The organism is Gallibacterium trehalosifermentans (assembly GCF_042433055.1).
GTDB classification, from domain to species: Bacteria; Pseudomonadota; Gammaproteobacteria; order Enterobacterales; family Pasteurellaceae; genus Gallibacterium; species Gallibacterium trehalosifermentans.
In genome coordinates, this window is the sequence record NZ_JBHLWB010000001.1 from 1 (window position 1) to 18,339 (window position 18,339).

Annotated in this window: 18 protein-coding genes; 7 read left to right on the plus strand and 11 right to left on the minus strand. The window is 38.9% G+C overall.

What is annotated here, in order from left to right; translation table 11 throughout:
• On the plus strand, positions 1 to 419 hold a 419-nt coding region (locus tag ACFFHK_RS00005), incomplete at its 5' end, for a transketolase-like TK C-terminal-containing protein (protein ID WP_382367420.1).
• Between the two features lie 67 nt (positions 420 to 486).
• Here the strand turns inward: ACFFHK_RS00005 and glmS are convergent.
• Positions 487 to 2,319 (minus strand): glutamine--fructose-6-phosphate transaminase (isomerizing), encoded by a 1,833-nt coding sequence (glmS, locus tag ACFFHK_RS00010; RefSeq protein ID WP_382367423.1) that lies wholly within the window; start codon positions 2,317 to 2,319, stop codon positions 487 to 489.
• A 33-nt stretch (positions 2,320 to 2,352) separates the two neighbouring features.
• A complete protein-coding gene (locus tag ACFFHK_RS00015) occupies positions 2,353 to 3,126 on the minus strand; it encodes a DeoR/GlpR family DNA-binding transcription regulator (protein ID WP_382367426.1) in 774 nt (257 codons plus the stop codon).
• 224 nt (positions 3,127 to 3,350) lie between these two features.
• Here ACFFHK_RS00015 and ACFFHK_RS00020 point away from each other — a divergent pair, with 224 nt between their 5' ends.
• A complete protein-coding gene (locus ACFFHK_RS00020) occupies positions 3,351 to 4,325 on the plus strand; it encodes a gluconeogenesis factor YvcK family protein (protein ID WP_382367429.1) in 975 nt (324 codons plus the stop codon).
• A gap of 120 nt (positions 4,326 to 4,445) precedes the next feature.
• Here ACFFHK_RS00020 and ACFFHK_RS00025 read toward each other — a convergent pair whose 3' ends face one another.
• The 9 genes from ACFFHK_RS00025 to ACFFHK_RS00065 all read right to left on the minus strand — a co-directional run bounded on the left by ACFFHK_RS00025 (position 4,446) and on the right by ACFFHK_RS00065 (position 13,301).
• Positions 4,446 to 5,810, minus strand: a complete 1,365-nt coding sequence (locus ACFFHK_RS00025) for a sodium-dependent transporter (protein WP_382367432.1) — start codon at positions 5,808 to 5,810, stop codon at positions 4,446 to 4,448.
• A 12-nt stretch (positions 5,811 to 5,822) separates the two neighbouring features.
• Complete coding sequence (gene nth, locus ACFFHK_RS00030; protein WP_382367435.1) at positions 5,823 to 6,464, minus strand: endonuclease III; 642 nt, start codon at positions 6,462 to 6,464, stop codon at positions 5,823 to 5,825.
• Positions 6,464 to 7,147 (minus strand): electron transport complex subunit E, encoded by a 684-nt coding sequence (locus ACFFHK_RS00035; protein WP_382367438.1) that lies wholly within the window; start codon positions 7,145 to 7,147, stop codon positions 6,464 to 6,466. The genes nth and ACFFHK_RS00035 overlap by 1 nt, the downstream gene beginning before the upstream one ends.
• Before the next feature lie 13 nt (positions 7,148 to 7,160).
• Entirely contained in the window at positions 7,161 to 7,793 is a 633-nt protein-coding gene (rsxG, locus tag ACFFHK_RS00040) for an electron transport complex subunit RsxG (protein WP_382367441.1), read from the minus strand.
• 10 nt (positions 7,794 to 7,803) lie between these two features.
• Entirely contained in the window at positions 7,804 to 8,874 is a 1,071-nt protein-coding gene (gene rsxD, locus ACFFHK_RS00045; protein WP_382367444.1) for an electron transport complex subunit RsxD, read from the minus strand.
• Entirely contained in the window at positions 8,867 to 11,302 is a 2,436-nt protein-coding gene (gene rsxC / locus ACFFHK_RS00050; protein ID WP_382367447.1) for an electron transport complex subunit RsxC, read from the minus strand. Before rsxC ends, rsxD begins: the two co-directional genes overlap by 8 nt.
• A 10-nt stretch (positions 11,303 to 11,312) precedes the next feature.
• A complete protein-coding gene (rsxB, locus tag ACFFHK_RS00055; protein WP_382367450.1) occupies positions 11,313 to 11,921 on the minus strand; it encodes an electron transport complex subunit RsxB in 609 nt (202 codons plus the stop codon).
• Entirely contained in the window at positions 11,921 to 12,502 is a 582-nt protein-coding gene (gene rsxA, locus ACFFHK_RS00060; protein WP_382367453.1) for an electron transport complex subunit RsxA, read from the minus strand. The genes rsxB and rsxA overlap by 1 nt, the downstream gene beginning before the upstream one ends.
• A gap of 73 nt (positions 12,503 to 12,575) precedes the next feature.
• Positions 12,576 to 13,301 carry a SanA/YdcF family protein gene (locus ACFFHK_RS00065; protein ID WP_382367456.1) on the minus strand — a complete coding sequence of 242 codons (726 nt, stop codon included), beginning with the start codon at positions 13,299 to 13,301 and terminating at the stop codon, positions 12,576 to 12,578.
• Positions 13,302 to 13,492: 191 nt separating this feature from the next.
• On the opposite strand from ACFFHK_RS00065, the gene rppH reads away from it, so the two are divergent.
• The 5 genes from rppH (at position 13,493) to ACFFHK_RS00090 (ending at position 18,284) form a co-directional block, all read left to right on the plus strand.
• Positions 13,493 to 14,089, plus strand: coding sequence for an RNA pyrophosphohydrolase (gene rppH / locus ACFFHK_RS00070; RefSeq protein ID WP_382367459.1), 597 nt, complete (start codon positions 13,493 to 13,495; stop codon positions 14,087 to 14,089).
• Positions 14,083 to 14,874 (plus strand): sulfite exporter TauE/SafE family protein, encoded by a 792-nt coding sequence (locus ACFFHK_RS00075; RefSeq protein ID WP_382367462.1) that lies wholly within the window; start codon positions 14,083 to 14,085, stop codon positions 14,872 to 14,874. Before rppH ends, ACFFHK_RS00075 begins: the two co-directional genes overlap by 7 nt.
• An 8-nt stretch (positions 14,875 to 14,882) precedes the next feature.
• On the plus strand, positions 14,883 to 15,686 hold the full coding sequence (gene lgt / locus ACFFHK_RS00080; RefSeq protein ID WP_382367465.1) for a prolipoprotein diacylglyceryl transferase: 804 nt from the start codon (positions 14,883 to 14,885) through the stop codon (positions 15,684 to 15,686).
• Positions 15,683 to 16,534 carry a thymidylate synthase gene (locus tag ACFFHK_RS00085; protein WP_382367468.1) on the plus strand — a complete coding sequence of 284 codons (852 nt, stop codon included), beginning with the start codon at positions 15,683 to 15,685 and terminating at the stop codon, positions 16,532 to 16,534. The genes lgt and ACFFHK_RS00085 overlap by 4 nt, the downstream gene beginning before the upstream one ends.
• A gap of 181 nt (positions 16,535 to 16,715) precedes the next feature.
• Positions 16,716 to 18,284, plus strand: coding sequence for an AbgT family transporter (locus ACFFHK_RS00090; RefSeq protein ID WP_382367471.1), 1,569 nt, complete (start codon positions 16,716 to 16,718; stop codon positions 18,282 to 18,284).
• Positions 18,285 to 18,339: the final 55 nt, after the last annotated feature.

The window sequence follows — 18,339 nt, forward strand, 5'->3', positions numbered from 1 at the left end:
AAATGGAGAGAAATGCGGAACAACTCGCTAATATCAAACGAGGAGCTTATATCTTAAAAGATTGTGCAGGCACACCTGAATTAATTCTGATTGCCACTGGTTCAGAGGTAGAGTTAGCGGTAAAAGCGGCAGCGCGATTAACGGCAGAAGGTCATAACGTTCGCGTGGTTTCCATGCCAAGTACCAACGTATTTGATAAACAAGATGCCGCATATCAAGAAAGCGTATTACCAAGCAGCGTAACCAAACGTGTTGCGATAGAAGCGGGAATGAGTGATTTTTGGTACAAATATGTTGGCTTATCAGGACGTGTTGTAGGTATGAATAGCTTTGGAGAGTCAGCTCCAGCGGAGGAATTGTTTAAGTTATTTGGTTTTACGGTTGATAACGTCGTCGCAAAAGCGAAAGAGATTTTGTAATCAACATCGTTTATCGTTGAGAATGTAAGGGCAGAGATTTTAAATCTGCCCTTAATATTTACAATGATTACTCAACTGTAACTGCTTTAGCTAAGTTTCTTGGTTGGTCAACATCGGTACCTTTAATAATTGCCACATAGTAAGAAAGTAATTGCATCGGTACGGTATAGAATATTGGTGCAACTAATTCATTAACTTTTGGCATAGTAATAATTTTCATATTATCACTATCTTGGAACCCTGCTTCTGCATCAGCAAAAACATATAATTGACCGCCACGCGCACGTACTTCTTCAATATTCGATTTTACTTTTTCTAATAAATCGTTATTTGGGGCAACGACGATGACTGGCATATCTGCATCAATTAACGCTAATGGTCCATGTTTTAATTCACCAGCAGCATAAGCTTCTGCATGAATATATGAAATCTCTTTCAGCTTTAATGCAGCTTCCATTGCGATTGGATAAAATTCACCACGCCCTAAGAATAAAGCGTTATGTTTTTCGGCAAAATCTTCGGCAAGTTTTTCAATTTGTTTATCAAAGACTAATGCTTTTTCAATGTCGGTTGGAATGTTATTTAAAGCATGGACAATTTCACGCTCTTTTTCTGCGGAAATACTGCCGTTTAATTTACCAATCGCTACTACTAACATGAGCATAGAGACTAATTGTGTTGTGAATGCTTTGGTTGAGGCAACGCCAATTTCTACGCCAGCACGCGTCATAAAAGCCAGATCAGATTCACGAACTAATGATGAGCCAGCAACATTACAAATTGTCATTGCTGCCATATAACCTTTTTCTTTAGCTAAGCGTAATGCGGCTAAAGTATCGGCTGTTTCACCTGATTGCGAAAGTGTGAGTAACAAGCTGTTTGGACGCGTAACAAATTTACGATAGCGGAATTCAGAAGCGATTTCTACATCACAGCTTACACCTGCTAAGGATTCAAACCAATAACGTGCTACCATACCTGAATTGTAAGAGGTACCACAGGCAACAATTTGTACATGTTTTACATTTTCTAAAATGCTTTTTGCTTTGCTGCCAATGCTTTCAATAATGACACTATCTTGTGTAATGCGACCTTCTAAAGTATTAATGATCGCCGTTGGTTGTTCGAAAATTTCCTTTTGCATAAAGTGGCGGAACTGACCTTTATCTGCGGCATCTTGTTCTAAATTAGATTCAGAAATGGTACGTTCCACTTGCTCCCCTAAGAGATTGTAAATGGTTACTTGACGGCGAGTGATCTCTGCCACATCGCCCTCTTCAAGGAAACTAAAGCGACGAGTAACATTTAATAAAGCTAATTGATCAGAAGCTAAGAAATTTTCGCCTACACCATAACCAATTACTAATGGGCTACCAGAGCGTGCCGCAATGAGATGTTCTGGCTGCTGGCGGTGCATGACCACCATACCATACGCACCAGTTAATTGGTTAACCGCTTGCTGTACAGCACGTAATAAATCTTGGCAAGATTGAAATTCCCAATGTACTAAATGGGCAATGACTTCAGTATCGGTTTGAGATGTAAATTGGTAACCACGTTGTTGCAGTTCAGCTTTAAGTTCTTGATAATTTTCAATAATTCCATTATGTACTACTGCAATATCGTCTGACATATGTGGGTGTGCATTTGCTTCTGATGGCTCACCATGCGTTGCCCAACGGGTATGTGCGATACCAGTTCCTCCCACTAAAGGTTGTTGTTCGACGGCATCGTCTAATGCTTTTACTTTGCCGACACGGCGAACACGTTGTAAATTGTGTTGGTTATCAACGACTGCTACACCAGCAGAATCATAACCACGATACTCTAAACGGTGTAAACCTTGAATTAAGATTTCTGCAACATCGCGTTGTGCGACTGCACCAACAATTCCACACATAATTTTTTCCTTTGTTGAATAGTAAAAATAACATTATTTGGCAGAAGCAATGAATACTTCTACACCAAGATCTTCAATTTGTTTTTTGCTAGTTGGATCAATCTGATCATCGGTAATCAAATAATCAATCTGCTGCCATGTCAGTTCCAAATTTGGCATTTTGCGACCAATTTTTTGCGATTCCACCATGACAATGACTTCACGAGAAACATCAGCCATAACGCGACTTAAACCAATAAGCTCATTAAAAGTCGTTGTACCACGCTGTAGATCAATCCCATCAGCGCCAATAAATAATTGATCGAAATCATATGAACGCAATACCTGTTCGGCGATTTGCCCTTGAAAGGAGTCTGACGAAGCGTCCCAAGTACCACCTGTCATTAATAAAGTGGGTTCGTTTTCTAGTTGGCGTAGTTCAGCGGCAACATTTAATGAGTTGGTCATTACCACTAGACCTTGCTTTTTATTTAATTGACTAATGAGGGCAGACGTCGTACTACCTGTGTCAATAATGATACGGTTATGATCGCGAATTTGTGCGGCAGCAAGCTTAGCAATCGCAAGTTTTTGTGGCGATAAGGCTTCATTCTCTTCATCATCAGCTAATGCTTCTGCTGGCATTAAAATTGCCCCACCATAACGACGGAGTAATAAACCATTTTGCTCCAAAGCAGATAAATCCTTACGAATCGTAACTTCTGAAGTTTCAAATTGATTGACAAGCTGTTCTACGGTAACTTCCCCTTGTTTTTCAAGGCATTTTAAAATGGCATGACGACGTTGTTTGGTATTTCGCTTACTCATAATGTTTCGATTTGTTCTGTCTAAATTTCGGAACGAAATATAGCAAATTGTGAAAGGAATAACAAACTTTATTTTAGACAGTAAAATATTTTTCAAATTCGACTAACGAAAGAAAGCGCGTTAAAATAACTCATTTTTGTAATAACTCATTAATATTATTCATTTTTTGATAATAGATTAATGATGCACAGTAATTTTACTGATATAGCATAATAGGTCTGATAATGGTTGTTTCTTCTGTTGTTACTCCAAATTTAAATGAAGCTCGCCGTATTGTGGCGATTGGTGGTGGACATGGGCTAGGGCGAGTGATGTCAGCACTCAGTTTTATGCGTTCCCGTTTAACGGGGATTGTAACAACGACGGATAATGGCGGCTCAACAGGTAGAATTCGTACTGAATTTGGCGGGATTGCTTGGGGGGATTTGCGTAATTGTTTAAACCAAATTATTACCACGCCAACAACCGCTTCGGAATTATTTGAATATCGTTTTAGCGGAGAAGGGGAATTGGCTGGACATAATTTAGGCAATTTGATGTTAACTGCTTTAGAGAATATCAAAGTGCGTCCATTAGAGGGAGTAAACTTGATTCGGGAGTTACTTCATGTTGAGCCTTTTATTATTCCAATGTCAGAGAAACCCGCACAATTAGCTGCAGAGTTACATAATGGTGAAATGATTATTGGAGAAGTGAGTATTGATAATTTACAAGCGATTCCACAAAAATTAAGCATAGAGCCAGTTGTGCCTGCTACACCAGAAGCCGTAGCAGCGATTGAGCAGGCAGATATTATTTTATTAGGACCAGGAAGTTTTTTTACCAGTATTTTACCGCCATTATTGTTAGTGGAGATTAAAGCTGCTATTGCAAAGAGCCAAGCGATTAAGATTTTTATCGATAATTTAGGGGCAGAACATAGCCCATCAGCGCAATTAGATCTTGTGGCAAGAGTAAATTGGGTGAATTGTTATCTTGGTAAATCTGTTATTGATGGGGTAATTACTGGTACGGAGATGACTTTAGCAGAACAATTTAGGCAGGAACATTGCGTTTTATCTCGCAAGTTAAATGCAGATGATGTGAGTTATCGACATGATCGTACATTATTAAGCCATGCGTTAGAAGATGTAATTGAAGCGGTAAAAATTAAGCAAAAACGCCATTCTCATATTCACTATAGTGAGTTTGATTTTTAGCCTGTAATGTGTTTATAAAAAATAATCCCGCAAAAGATTTTTACGGGATTACCAATTTGTTTTTATTTTGGCTAATTGATTTAGATTAGGTAAGTAAATCTTAGCTTGTTGCTAAGAAACTCAAAGTAAATTACTGATAAAAATGACAATAATGACAAGAGGGACAATAAATTTTACGTAATTAAACCACCATGTTGCTAATTTTGAGTTCGTTGCTAAATGCAACTCTTTTTTTGCCTCTTCTTTCATGACATAACCAACAAAAATCGCACAGCATAAAGCGGTTAGCATAAAGAGAATATTGCCACTGATAAAATCAAAGGCATCAAAGATATTCTTGCCAAATAGTTGAATATGATGCCATGGACCATAGCTTAAAATGGACGGCACATTTCCTAATACAAAAATGCCCCCTAGTACAAAGAAAATGGCTAAACGGCGGTTGATTTTTGTTTTTTCTTGGAGAGCAGTAATAAGAACTTCATAAATCGTTAATGAAGTTGTGAGTGCTGCAATGAGTAGTAAGCTAAAGAAAATAATCGCAAAAAACTTGCCCGCCCACATATGAGAGAACACTATTGGTAAACTTTGAAATACCAATGTTGGACCTGAATTAGGGGCGATACCAAACGTAAAAAGAGAGGGAAAAATCATAAAACCAGCTAGCACGGCAATAATCGTGTTCACAAAACCAGTAATCACTGCAGTTTGTACTAAATTTTCTCCTTTTTTCAAATAGCTAGATAGCGTAACGATCACACCAAAACCAAGACTTAACGCAAAAAAGACCTGTCCTAAGACAAAAACGAATAACTGAGGAGTGATTTTGTAAAAATCGGGTTTTAAATAAAATACGATCCCTTCCCATGCGCCTGGAAGTGTGATATTACGGATTACCATACAGATTAAAAAGATAAATAGTAATGGCATGAGATATTTAACAGATTTTTCAATCCCATCAATCACCCCTTTTACTAAAATAATGTAATTGACCAATACAAAAAGAAAGGTATAAAAACTGATGAGGGCAGGGCTATCCATTATTGTTGTTTGGAAAAAATTTTTGGTGAGATCAGCGGTAATTGGCTGGCTAATATCTAAACTCCCACTCACTAAGCTAACAATATAATTAATGACCCAGCCACCAAGTACCATATAGTACGCCATAATACAAAAGGAACCGAGCATACTCAGATAACCGACTAATTTCCAAACAGAGGGAATCGGTTTGTGATGGATCTTGCCACCAAAAGCATCAATCGCATTGACTCGAATACGGCGACCAATAACATTTTCTACTAAAATCATGGGAATGCCGATGAGAACCATAGCGATACAAAAAAGGAATACATAAGCTCCGCCACCATTTTCACCTACTAAATAAGGGAAACGCCAAGTAGCGCCAAAGCCTACGGTTGCTCCCGCAACAGTGAGTATATAAGTCAGTCGGCTAGACCAAGTTTGTCTTTCAGTTGAGTTTGTCATTAAACTCTTCTCCTATTTTAAATATTCTGTTTTATCTTTAAATTCGCAGAGATCCTCAATCAAGCAGGCTCCACAACGAGGTTTGCGCGCAATACAGGTATAGCGTCCATGTAAAATTAACCAGTGGTGGACATCGACTTTAAATTCATTTGGCACAACTTTGAGTAATTTTTGCTCTACTGCGATGACATCTTTACCTGGTGCAAATCCAGTACGATTAGATACGCGAAAAATATGGGTATCTACAGCAATGGTAGGCCAGCCAAAAGCCGTATTTAATACAACATTGGCGGTTTTACGTCCAACCCCAGCAAGTGATTCCAGTGCTTCGCGGGATTCAGGTACTTCACCATTATATTTTTCGACCAAATCTCGGCAGGTTTTTATAATATTTTCTGCCTTGCTATTATATAAACCAATCGTTTTGATATAACTTTTTAAACCATCAAGTCCAAGGTCGAGAATAGCCTGTGGGGTATTAGCAACTGGAAATAGTTTAGCCGTTGCTTTATTTACACCAACATCTGTCGCTTGAGCGGATAGAATCACTGCAATGAGTAATTCAAATGGTGAATTATATTGTAGCTCTGTTGTTGGCTGTGGATTAGCTGCACGTAAACGTGTCAGAATTTCAACTCTTTTCTGCTGGTTCATTATTTTTTCCGATCAATGATATTTTTCAGTGCTAATAATGCACCTAAACCTAAGAATGCACCTGGTGGCAGAATGGCTAATAGAAAATGGCTGTCTGTGTGGAAAAGTGTAATTTTTAAGGCTTTTGCAGATTCGCCAAATAAATTTTCCATACCACTCAACAATGTCCCGTTACCAATCGCTTCACGTAATGCGCCCAGTGCCACTAAACTTAATGTCATTCCCAACCCCATTGAAAAACCGTCAAACATCGAATGGAATACTGGATTTTTCGACGCATATGCCTCTGCACGTCCGATGACGATACAGTTAGTTACAATTAACGGAATAAAGATACCAAGTGATTGATAAAGTGAATAGGTGTAGGCGTTCATCACTAACTGTACAATCGTTACCGTAGAGGCAATGATCATAACGTAAATTGGGATACGGATTGCCTTAGGAATAAGATGGCGACATAACGAAACGACCGTATTGGTGCAAGTTAAGACTAATAAAGTAGCCAATCCTAAACCTAACGCATTGGCAACGGTATTAGATACGGCTAATAAAGGACAAAGCCCTAATAACTGTACTAATGTTGAGTTGTTTTTCCAGATACCTTGCCAAAACAAAGTTTTCCAGACAGACGTTTTGCCTTGTTGTTCGGGTAATGTATCTACTATTGATGTTCCATGATTCATAATGATCTTCCCGTTATTGGCATCGAGTAAATTGTTCTGCATTAAAAGTAAATGGTTGAGCGAAAAATTGTAGCAAGCCTTTTTTTACAGCATTCACAACGGCTCGAGGCGTAATAGTGGCGCCAGTAAATTGGTCAAAATTACCTCCGTCTTTTTTTACTGCCCATTTATCACTTTCTTCTAGTTTAAAGATTTTATTCGTGAACGCATAAATCCAGTTTGATAAGCGAGTTTCAATTTTATCACCTAACCCTGGTGTTTCATGATGTTCCAATACTCGCACGCCTAATACCTTCCCAGCTGGTGTTACTGCTACTAAGATACGAATATTGCCTGAATAACCATCAGGGGCGGTGGTTTCAAATAAATAGGCGACAATATTTTCTTGTTTTTTGGCTAAATATAAGCGAGAAATATGTTGTAAATGGCTGCTCTCTTTAGGGTGATAACAGGCAGAGAGTAGGTTATTTTCAGCAAAATTTTGCGGTAGTACTTCTGCCAATAATTGGCGCTGCTGGTTTTCCATTGCATGCTGAATACGCTCTTGCGTTAATAGATATATTCCTAATGTGATTAGGGTACAAATTAATGCAACTAAGCCTAGAATTAAAGCGTAATTAATGGTTGTACGTTTAATGGTTGCCATTAGGTTCTCCTTAACGACCGTATAGGCGAGGTCGAGTATAGTGATCAATTAATGGCACACAAATATTACTGAGTAAGACAGCAAATGCAACGCCATCTGGATAACCACCATAAAAACGAATCACATAAAGTAAGATCCCGACTAATACACCAAAATAGAGTTTTCCTTTGGGAGTGATGGAAGCCGTAACAGGATCGGTTGCAATAAAGAACGCGCCGAACATGGTTGCACCAGAGAATAATTGCCATAATGGTGAAGGGAAAGTGGCAGGTGCAAATAACCAAGTAGCGGTGCTAAATAAGGTTAAGGTAGCTAATAATGCAGCGGGAATTTGCCAGTGAATGATCTTTTTCCAGATTAAAAATAATCCACCAAGTAAGAATGCGAGATTGACTTGCCACCAACCAATTCCCATTGGAACAGTGAGGTATTGTTGCCAATCTGAATGTTGGAATATTGGCGAAGTAGCGATCTGGGTTAATTCAAAATGATTTTTGCTGCCTGTTTTCACACTGTCTAATGGTGTAGCTTGTGTTACGCCATCGATTGTAGAGGTGAGTTGATGTAAATTATAACCATCACTGCTTACACCTTGGAAAATCAAAAGATACGCATCACGAAAGGTAGTGGGTTCCAGTAATAAATGGTTTGGTAATGCCCACGCTGTCATTTGTGCAGGAAATGACACCAATAAAATGGCATAGCCAACCATTGCTGGATTAAATGGGTTTTGTCCTAAACCACCATAAACGTGCTTACCTAGCATTACCGCACAGAAAATCCCAAGCAAAATCAACCAATAAGGGGCGTAAGGTGGAATGGCAACTGCTAAGATTAATGCTGTTAATACGACACTAAAATCGGATAAATCCTGCCAATGGCGTTTACCGCGTAGTTTTGTTACCCCCCATTCAAGTAATATTGCAAAACTGACAGCTAAGGCAATTTGGATAAGTGTTCCAAAGCCAAAATAGTAGATTTGTACAATGATAGCAGGGATCATCGCAACGATAACCCAAAGCATAACTTTCGTCGTTAAACTGGTGGAATGAACGTGTGGTGAACTGGCTATTCTAAACATTATTTATTTTTCCCTCTCGTTCGGCTTTTTTCGCTTTTGCCCGCGCAATCGCAGCAGCGATAGCAGCTTTGCGAGGATCTGTTTCGGTTTGTTCTGTTTCTGCCGTGGTCGTTACTAACGGCGCAGACGTTGTTTCACTTTCTGCCTGCTGTTGCGCTTTTTTCGCTTTTGCCCGCGCAATCGCAGCGGCGATAGCAACTTTGCGTGGATCTGTTTCGGTTTGTTCTGTTTCTGTCGTGGTCGTTACTAACGGCGCAGACGTTGTTTCACTTTCTGCCTGCTGTTGCGCTTTTTTCGCTTTTGCCCGTGCAATGGCTGCAGCGATAGCAGCTTTGCGTCGATCTGTTTCGGTTTGTTCTGCTTCTACAGTGGTTGTCGCTAACGGCGTAGACGTTGTTTCACTTTCTGCCTGTTGTTGCATTTTTTTTGCTTTCGCCCGTGCAATCGCCGCGGCGATAGCAGCTTTGCGTGGATCTGTTTCGGTTTGTTCTGTTTCTGTCGTGGTCGTTACTAACGGCGCAGACGTTGTTTCACTTTCTGCCTGCTGTTGCGCTTTTTTCGCTTTTGCCCGTGCAATCGCAGCGGCGATAGCAACTTTGCGTGGATCTGTTTCTGTTGTTTCTGCTTCTACAGTGGTTGTCGCTAACGGCGTAGACGTTGTTTCACTTTCTGCCTGTTGCTGTGCTTTTTTCGCTTTTGCCCGCGCAATGGCTGCAGCAATCGCCGCTTGTTTATCAGTTGCAGCGTTATTCTCACCTTGATCAGCGGCTTGTGTTTGTTTTGCTAAACGGCGAGCTTTTCTTGCAGCCATAATATCACTATTATCTGGTAATATTTCCCCGTGCTCGCCTGTAATGGTCTTAATAGCTGGTTTGCTATTCACTGCATTTTCAGCTTGTTTTTGACGAATGCGTTCTAATGCGGCTTGAACAGGATCAACACCTTGTTGTTTCGCCATTTCTGCACGTCGAGTTTCAGCAGCTTGTTGAGTGCGGCGATCTCGTTCTTGTTTTTCCCGTTCCATTCTGGCTTGTTTTGCTTCAAAGCGTTGTTTGGCTTCTTCTGCTAGTTTAGCTTTTAAGGCTAATTCAGCAATTTTTGCTTTTTCTTGGCGGAAGTATTGGATCAATGGAATATTACTTGGGCATACATAGGCACAAATACCACACTCAATACAATCTTTTAGATTATATTCCTCTGACTTTTGATGATCTTCACTACGTGCAAACCAGTAAAGTTGTTGCGGCATCAGTTTTAATGGGCAGTGATCTGAGCAAGCAGAACAACGGATACAATTTCGTTCTGCTGGTGGTGGTTGATACTCAAAATGATCAGGCGCGATTAAGCAGTTCGTTACTTTGGTAACGGGTGAATTTAAATTTGGCAGGATAAATCCCATCATGGGGCCTCCCATAAAAACGGGGAAACGCTCATCATATTGATAGCCTGCTTCGTGCAAGAGATGATAAATTGGGGTGCCAATTCTTGCCCAAACATTTCTTGGTTGTGGGATTTTATCGCCAGTTAAGGTAACGACGCGTTTAATTAAAGGCTCATCATTGATAATTGCTTTTTTGATAGCATATGCGGTCGCTACATTATTCATCAATATGCCAATTTGTGAAGAGCGACCATTATTAGGGACTTCTAATCCCGTCAAAATTTGAATCAGTTGTTTCGCTGCACCAGATGGATATTTTGTTGGAATGATGCGAATTTCAATATCATTTGCCCCTGATAATGCGTATTGCATGGCTTTTACTGCTTCAGGTTTATTATCTTCAATCGCTAAAATAACTTTTTCAGGTCGCAAGATATAACGCAAAATACGAATTCCTTCGATAATATCATGGCTGCGATCACGCATTAATCGGTCGTCGCAGGTAATATAAGGTTCGCATTCAGCTCCATTAATAATCAATAACTTAACTTTATTTTCAGCACTAGCGATTTTAGAGGCGGTAGGAAAAACAGCTCCCCCTAAACCAGCAATACCTGCTTGGTAGATTTTTTTGATTAATTGTTCTGGCGGAACAGTTAGAAAATCATCAAGTGGTTGACGTTCACACCATTGATCTTTGCCATCTGCCTGTAAAGTAATTGTTGGCTCATTTAAACCAGAGGGGTGAGATGACGTATAATCGCCAATCGCGGTGATCGTCCCTGATGTTGGTGCGTGCACGGGTAAAGTACGGAAATCTTCGCCTTGTGTTAAAGGCTGTCCTTTTAATACATAATCGCCAACTTGCACCAATAATTGTCCAGCATTTCCAGCGTGTTGTTTTAGTGGAATGTAATAAGTATCTGGGTGTTTTAATGTGGAAAGTTTTTTGCCATTTGATTGCTGTTTCATTTCTGGAGGATAAATACCACCAGGAAAATTCCACAATCGATTCTGTTTAATTCGGGCTAATACATCATCTAACATTTCGACTTTCCTAATTTTTCATCTCTTTTGCAGCAGGGCTATTTGGCACTTCGACGATTGGAATAATTAAATTTTGATCATATTTCCAATTCCAAGAATCAACGGTTGGTTTAACTTTTTCCATCGTAATGCAATCTGTTGGGCAAGGCGCAACGCAGAGTTCGCAGCCTGTACAGAGATCAGGAATAACAGTATGGAGTGCTTTATTTGCGCCAATAATGGCGTCTACTGGGCAGGCTTGAATACATTTTGTGCAACCGATACACATATCTTCATGGATAAAAGCGACTTTTACCTCAGGCTCTTCTGCAAATACACCTTGCGGTGCTTCTACCCCTAGTAAGTCGGCTAATTTTTCGATTAATGGCTGCCCACCAGGCACACACTTAGTAATCACATCGCCATTGGAGATCGCTTCTGCATAAGGACGACAGCCAGGGTAACCACATTGCCCACACTGACTTTGTGGGAGTAAAGCATCGATTTTATCAACGATCGGATCAGATTCGACTTTTAGTTTAATTGATGAAAATCCTAAAATAGCACCGAAAATTAGTGCTAATAAAGCAATGCTAAATAAGATTAAAGTATAGGGTGATAGCGATAATAACCAAGACATTAGACTCTCACTAATCCACTGAATCCCATAAAGGCAACAGACATTAAACCCGCTGTAATTAAGGCAATAGCCGCACCTCTAAACGGGAAAGGTACATCGGCAGCTTCAATTCTTTCACGCATGGCTGCAAAGAGGACTAATACTAATGAAAAACCAAGTGCTGCGCCAAAACCATAAATCACAGATTGAATAAAATTATGTGCTAAATTGACATTGAGTAATGCCACACCGAGCACGGCACAATTTGTTGTAATTAGTGGTAAAAAAATACCTAATAGGCGATAAAGTGTTGGACTCGTTTTATTGATAACCATTTCAGTGAATTGTACCACCACGGCAATTACTAAAATAAATACAAGAGTACGCAAATAGATAGCGTTGAGTGGTAATAAAATATAATGATCAACAAGGTAAGCAACGAGTGATGCAACTGTTAAGACAAATGTTGTTGCTAACCCCATTCCCACTGCAGTATCTACTTTTTTAGAAACCCCCATAAATGGACATAGCCCGAGGAATTTCACTAGTACAAAGTTATTGATTAATGCTGTACTAATAATTAACAGAATATAACTAATCATTGTCCTATCACCTAAAAATAAGGGGGCTATTATCGTTTTTTCTGGCGCGGATAACAATAGCTAAATCTAGTATTTATTCATTATAAGGTGGCAAAATGGGAGGGGGTAATGGTTCTGGTTTACCCAGAAAATATGGTTGTTTGCCTAAAATAATATCCAATACTGCTTGTACTCTGGCAAAAAACTCACGAATTCTCACCATTGGATACCCTTCAGGATAGTCTGCTTCAAAACAGATGGCATCTAGATTGTAGTGTTTCGCAATAAATAGCGCTCGTTCACAGTGAAAACGTTGTGTAATAATGGTTAAAGATTGGACATTAAAGACTTTATCGGCACGAATAATTGAATCTAAAGTACGAAATCCAGCGTAATCAAAGTACATTGATTGAGAAGGAACACCCATTTTGAGTAAATCTTTAAACATTCTTTGTGGTTCATTATATTGCATAGTACGGTTATCACCACTAAGTAATAAATAATCGACTTTATGGTGTTTAACTAACTGTTCTGCGGCAGATAGCCGATTGTAATAGAACAGATTTAGTGTGTTATTTTTGAAATATTTTGCGGTACCTAACACTAATCCATAAGGGCGATAAGGTAATTTGTTAAGATCTTGATAGATACGATCACGCACCCAGAAACTGATGCCTGTATCAATAGAAACCAAAATGACAGCGCTGAGAGAACAGAGAGAAAGAAAGATTTTTACTAGCGTTTTGAAATGTACGGTTAACCATTGCTTACTAAGGATAAGCAACTTTTGGAAAAAGGATTTTACTGTACATTGAGGCATTTTGTTTTCCTTGTATAAACAGCCGTACTCCGTAATGGTAGCATAATTTTTAAGATAAGCAGAAGTATAGCTAGTTATTCTTTACTACTTGATAGCCCGCTTTACAGACATTCTAAACTTGAGAAAAAGACAATATTATGGAAAAATCAACGCTATATTTATCCATAAAATAATATTTAAGGTTGTCGATAGTGATCGATTTCGACGGTTATCGTCCTAATGTTGGTATTGTTATTTGTAACCAAAAGGGACAAGTTTTTTGGGCTAAACGCTACAATCAAAATTCATGGCAATTTCCTCAAGGAGGCATTAATCCTCGTGAAACGCCAGAACAAGCGATGTATCGTGAGTTATATGAAGAAGTTGGTTTGACGCAAAATGATGTAAAAATTATTTATAGTTCAAAACACTGGTTACGTTATAAATTACCTAAGCGTCTTATTCGTTTCGATTCTCGACCTGTTTGTATTGGACAGAAACAGCGTTGGTTTCTGTTACAGCTCACCTGTCCAGAAAGTAAAATCAATGTTAATTCAAATGTTTCACCTGAATTTGATGGTTGGCGCTGGGTCAGCTTTTGGTATCCCGTACGACAAGTAGTTTCCTTTAAACGTGATGTATATCGTAAAGTCATGAAAGAATTTGCTGCGGTTGTATTTAATGAGAAAGAAAGCAGCCATCAAGCTAACGTAATGCATGAAAATAGACGCTCCAATCCCGAGAAAAGATTCACCTCAGGTAAATACCAAAAACGTTCAATACATAAAACAAGAGGTGAAAAATGTTAACATTTTTTTTAATTTGTTTAGTGGTAGGTGCCGTAGTTGGTTTTCTTGCTGGTTTATTTGGCATTGGTGGGGGGCTAATTATTGTTCCCGTGTTAGTTTATTTGCTACCCATGGTTGGGATACCCAATGAATTGGTCATGTCTTCGGCACTAGGAACATCATTTGCTACCATTGTGATTACAGGATTTTCTTCTGCACAACGCCACCATAAATTAGGGAATATCGAATGGAATGCAATTAAAATTCTTGCACCGATGATTATGATTTCCGTATTTATTTCTGGTCTATTTATCGGCAAATTAGATAAGGCGATCACGAGTAAGATTTTTGCTTGTTTAGTGGTGTATTTAGCTATCAAAATGGTATTGTCAATCCGCCCCAAAGAGGTAACAAAAACGCTAACCAAAACAGCGTCAGTGATTGGTGGAATTCTTATTGGAATGGTGTCGAGTGCTGCTGGAATTGGGGGCGGAGGGTTTATTGTACCGTTTCTTAATTCACGTGGTATTGATATGAAGAAAGCGATAGGTTCTTCTGCATTTTGTGGAATGTTATTAGGACTATCAGGTATGTTCAGTTTTATTGTTGGTGGCTGGAATACGCCTAATATGCCCGATTATTCATTAGGATATGTTTATTTACCTGCTGTGATTGGCATTACGTTGACGTCATTTTTTACCTCAAAATTAGGGGCAAATACGACCAGTAAACTGCCGATACCGACATTAAAACGTTATTTTGCATTACTACTTATCTGTATTGCCATTGATATGTTTATTAAATAAGGAATGGTATGACAACTGAATTTTTAACTTATCCTCAATTTGATCCAGTGATATTTTCTCTTGGACCCATTGCATTACGCTGGTATGGCTTGATGTATCTAATTGGCTTTCTGTTTGCGCGTTGGTTAGGGCTTCGTCGTGTTAAACAAGCCAATAGTGGCTGGACAGTCGAGCAGTTTGATAACTTACTTTTTAACGGTTTTTTAGGCGTATTTTTAGGAGGGCGAATTGGGTATGTCTTGTTTTATCAGTTCGATCTCTTTTTAAGCGATCCTGCCTATTTATTCCGCGTTTGGGAAGGCGGAATGTCTTTTCATGGTGGCTTGCTTGGGGTCATTATTGCTATGTGGTTCACTGCACGTAGCCAGCAACGCCAATTCTTTGCGGTAGCTGATTTTGTTGCGCCGTTGATTCCATTTGGTTTAGGAATGGGGCGGATTGGAAACTTTATCAATGATGAGTTATGGGGACGTGTAACTGAGGTACCTTGGGCGGTATTATTTCCTTCAGGAGGCTATTTACCACGCCACCCATCTCAACTTTATGAAGCCTGTTTAGAGGGTGTGGGGCTATTTATTATTTTAAATCTCTTTATTCGCCAAACTCGTCCAATGGGGGCTGCTTCTGGTTTATTCTTATTCTGTTACGGATTATTCCGCTTTATAGTTGAGTTTTTCCGTGAACCTGATCCACAACTCGGACTCTATTTTGGGCATGAAATTTCAATGGGACAAATTTTATCAACACCAATGATTTTGCTTGGGCTTGGTTTGATTTGGTTTGCCTATCAACGACAAGGAAAACAACGATGAAAGCATATCTTGATTTATGCCAACGTATTATTGACGATGGTGTTTGGGTGGAAAATAAGCGTACAGGAAAACGTTGTTTGACCTTGATTAATGCGGATTTAACGTATGACGTGGCAAATAACCAATTTCCATTAATCACAACGCGTAAGAGCTTTTGGAAAGCGGCGATTGCTGAATTATTAGGTTATCTGCGAGGTTATAGTAGTGCGGCAGATTTTCGCCGTTTAGGGACTAAAACATGGGACGCGAATGCCAATGAAAATGCTGCTTGGTTAGCGAATCCAAACCGTCAAGGCGAAGATGATATGGGGCGTGTATACGGTGTGCAGGGTAGGCAATGGCGTAAGCCCAATGGTGAAACAATCGATCAATTAAAGAAGATTATCCACAATTTAAGCCAAAAAATTGATGATCGTGGCGAGATCCTCACTTTCTATAATCCAGGTGAAATTGAGTTAGGTTGTCTGCGACCTTGTATGCACACCCATACTTTTTCTTTAGTGGGCGATACCCTCTATCTCACTAGCTATCAACGTTCTTGTGATGTACCGTTAGGTTTAACGTTTAATCAGATTCAAGTTTTTACCTTATTGGCGCTCGTTGCGCAAATTACGGGGAATAAACCAGGGTTAGCATTCCATAAAATTATTAATGCGCATATTTATGAAGACCAATTAGAGTTAATGCAAAATGTGCAATTAAAACGTGAACCTTTGCCATTACCGCAATTAGAAATCAATCCAGATATTAAAACATTAGAAGATTTAGAAACTTGGGTAACATTAGACGATTTTAAAGTGCATAATTATCAATGCCACCCAGCGATTAAATATCCGTTTTCAGTATAATATTGTTAAGCAAAATCCCCGTAAGTGGGGATTTTTTATTTGTATGATAGCGTAAAAAGAAAATAGATAACTGTGAGTTTTATCACAAAAGTTTAACCATGCAATTATTTTTAATTAACAATAGTCGTGATTTGGTGCAGAATGAATCATCTATGATTAAACAATGAGCAGAGGAAAAAGTATGAAACAAAGAAGCGAAGCTTCACAAGGTAGCAAATTTTTACGTACAGTTGAGTGGCTAGGCAATGCACTGCCACACCCAGTTACACTGTTTGTAATATTTATTCTATTTTTATTAGTGGCTTCTGCCATTGGGGAATATTTGTCGATTTCTGTTATTGACCCTCGTCCTGAGGGGGCGAAAGGTCGAAGTCCAGACGGCATTATTTATATTGTAAGCTTATTAAATCAAGAAGGCTTAATTAAAATTTTGACGAATTTAGTTAAAAATTTTACAAGTTTTGCACCACTAGGTACGGTATTAGTCGCTATGTTAGGGATCGGTATTGCTGAAAAATCAGGATTAATTTCTGCGGCAATGCGTTTATTAGTATTAAAAGCGCCGAAGAAGTTAACCACGCTAGCGATTGTTTTTGCGGGAATTATGTCTAATATGGCTGCGGAGTTAGGGTATTTAGTGCTAATTCCTTTAGCGGCAATTATTTTTCATTCATTGGGCAGACACCCATTAGCAGGGCTAGCCGCCGCATTTGCAGGTGTGTCAGGAGGTTATTCTGCGAATTTACTGTTAGGGACAATCGATCCTTTATTAGCTGGTATTACGCAGCAAGCTGCACAAATTATAGATCCTTCTTATACGGTTGGCGCGGAAGCAAATTGGTACTTTATGGCAGTGAGTACTGTTGTGATTTCTATTGTAGGTTACCTCATTACGGAGAAAATTGTTGAACCACAATTAGGACAATATCAAGGTGCGCTAACAGATAATGAAACCGAGAGTAAACAAACATCAGAATTGACGCCTCTAGAGAAGAAAGGGCTAAAAATAGCGGGAATTGCATTTTTAATTTGTGGTGCATTATTAGCATTAAGTGTTATTCCTGAAAATGGTATTTTACGTGATCCAAAAACGGGTTTAATTGCGGGATCGCCATTCCTTAAATCTATCGTTGTTTTTATTTTTGCTATTTTTTCTATTGTAGGGATTGCATATGGCGTTGTTGTAAAAACAATCCGTAATGATAAAGATGTTATTAATGCAATGGCAGAAATAATGAGTACATTAGGGTTGTATTTAGTTATTATTTTCTTTGCTTCTCAATTTATTGCTTTCTTTAGCTGGACAAATATTGGACAAATTATTGCTGTAAAAGGCGCTACATTCTTAAATGATTTAGGGTTGCATGGTGGCGTATTATTTATTGGTTTTATCTTAATTTGTGCTTTTATTAATTTAATGATTGGGTCAGCTTCTGCACAATGGGCGGTAACAGCACCAATTTTTGTACCAATGTTAATGTTAGCAGGTTATGCACCAGAAGTAATACAAGGTGCTTATCGTATTGGGGACTCAGTAACCAATATTATTACGCCAATGATGAGTTATTTTGGTTTAATTATGGCAACGGTCATTAAATATAAAAAAGATGCAGGCGTGGGAACGATGGTCTCTATGATGTTACCTTATTCTGTGGCATTCCTTGTTTCTTGGTCATTATTATTCTTTGTCTGGGTATTTGTTTTAGGTTTACCTCTTGGACCTGGATCGGCAACGTTTTATACACCTTAAAATAGGATAAGAAAGGATAAAAACGTAATAAAAAATCCCCGAAAAGTCGGGGATT

What these genes read in the sequence shown, in the direction of transcription:
- ACFFHK_RS00035 (WP_382367438.1), bottom strand. Translation starts at nt 7,147, where the DNA reads ATGAATCATGGAACATCAATAGTAGATACATTACCCGAACAACAAGGC.
- glmS (WP_382367423.1), bottom strand. Translation starts at nt 2,319, where the DNA reads ATGTGTGGAATTGTTGGTGCAGTCGCACAACGCGATGTTGCAGAAATC.
- rsxD (WP_382367444.1), bottom strand. Translation starts at nt 8,874, where the DNA reads ATGTTTAGAATAGCCAGTTCACCACACGTTCATTCCACCAGTTTAACG.
- nth (WP_382367435.1), bottom strand. Translation starts at nt 6,464, where the DNA reads ATGAACCAGCAGAAAAGAGTTGAAATTCTGACACGTTTACGTGCAGCT.
- ACFFHK_RS00020 (WP_382367429.1), top strand. Translation starts at nt 3,351, where the DNA reads ATGGTTGTTTCTTCTGTTGTTACTCCAAATTTAAATGAAGCTCGCCGT.
- lgt (WP_382367465.1), top strand. Translation starts at nt 14,883, where the DNA reads ATGACAACTGAATTTTTAACTTATCCTCAATTTGATCCAGTGATATTT.
- ACFFHK_RS00065 (WP_382367456.1), bottom strand. Translation starts at nt 13,301, where the DNA reads ATGCCTCAATGTACAGTAAAATCCTTTTTCCAAAAGTTGCTTATCCTT.
- ACFFHK_RS00025 (WP_382367432.1), bottom strand. Translation starts at nt 5,810, where the DNA reads ATGACAAACTCAACTGAAAGACAAACTTGGTCTAGCCGACTGACTTAT.
- ACFFHK_RS00085 (WP_382367468.1), top strand. Translation starts at nt 15,683, where the DNA reads ATGAAAGCATATCTTGATTTATGCCAACGTATTATTGACGATGGTGTT.
- rsxA (WP_382367453.1), bottom strand. Translation starts at nt 12,502, where the DNA reads ATGATTAGTTATATTCTGTTAATTATTAGTACAGCATTAATCAATAAC.
- rsxG (WP_382367441.1), bottom strand. Translation starts at nt 7,793, where the DNA reads ATGGCAACCATTAAACGTACAACCATTAATTACGCTTTAATTCTAGGC.
- ACFFHK_RS00090 (WP_382367471.1), top strand. Translation starts at nt 16,716, where the DNA reads ATGAAACAAAGAAGCGAAGCTTCACAAGGTAGCAAATTTTTACGTACA.
- ACFFHK_RS00015 (WP_382367426.1), bottom strand. Translation starts at nt 3,126, where the DNA reads ATGAGTAAGCGAAATACCAAACAACGTCGTCATGCCATTTTAAAATGC.
- rsxC (WP_382367447.1), bottom strand. Translation starts at nt 11,302, where the DNA reads ATGTTAGATGATGTATTAGCCCGAATTAAACAGAATCGATTGTGGAAT.
- ACFFHK_RS00075 (WP_382367462.1), top strand. Translation starts at nt 14,083, where the DNA reads ATGTTAACATTTTTTTTAATTTGTTTAGTGGTAGGTGCCGTAGTTGGT.
- rsxB (WP_382367450.1), bottom strand. Translation starts at nt 11,921, where the DNA reads ATGTCTTGGTTATTATCGCTATCACCCTATACTTTAATCTTATTTAGC.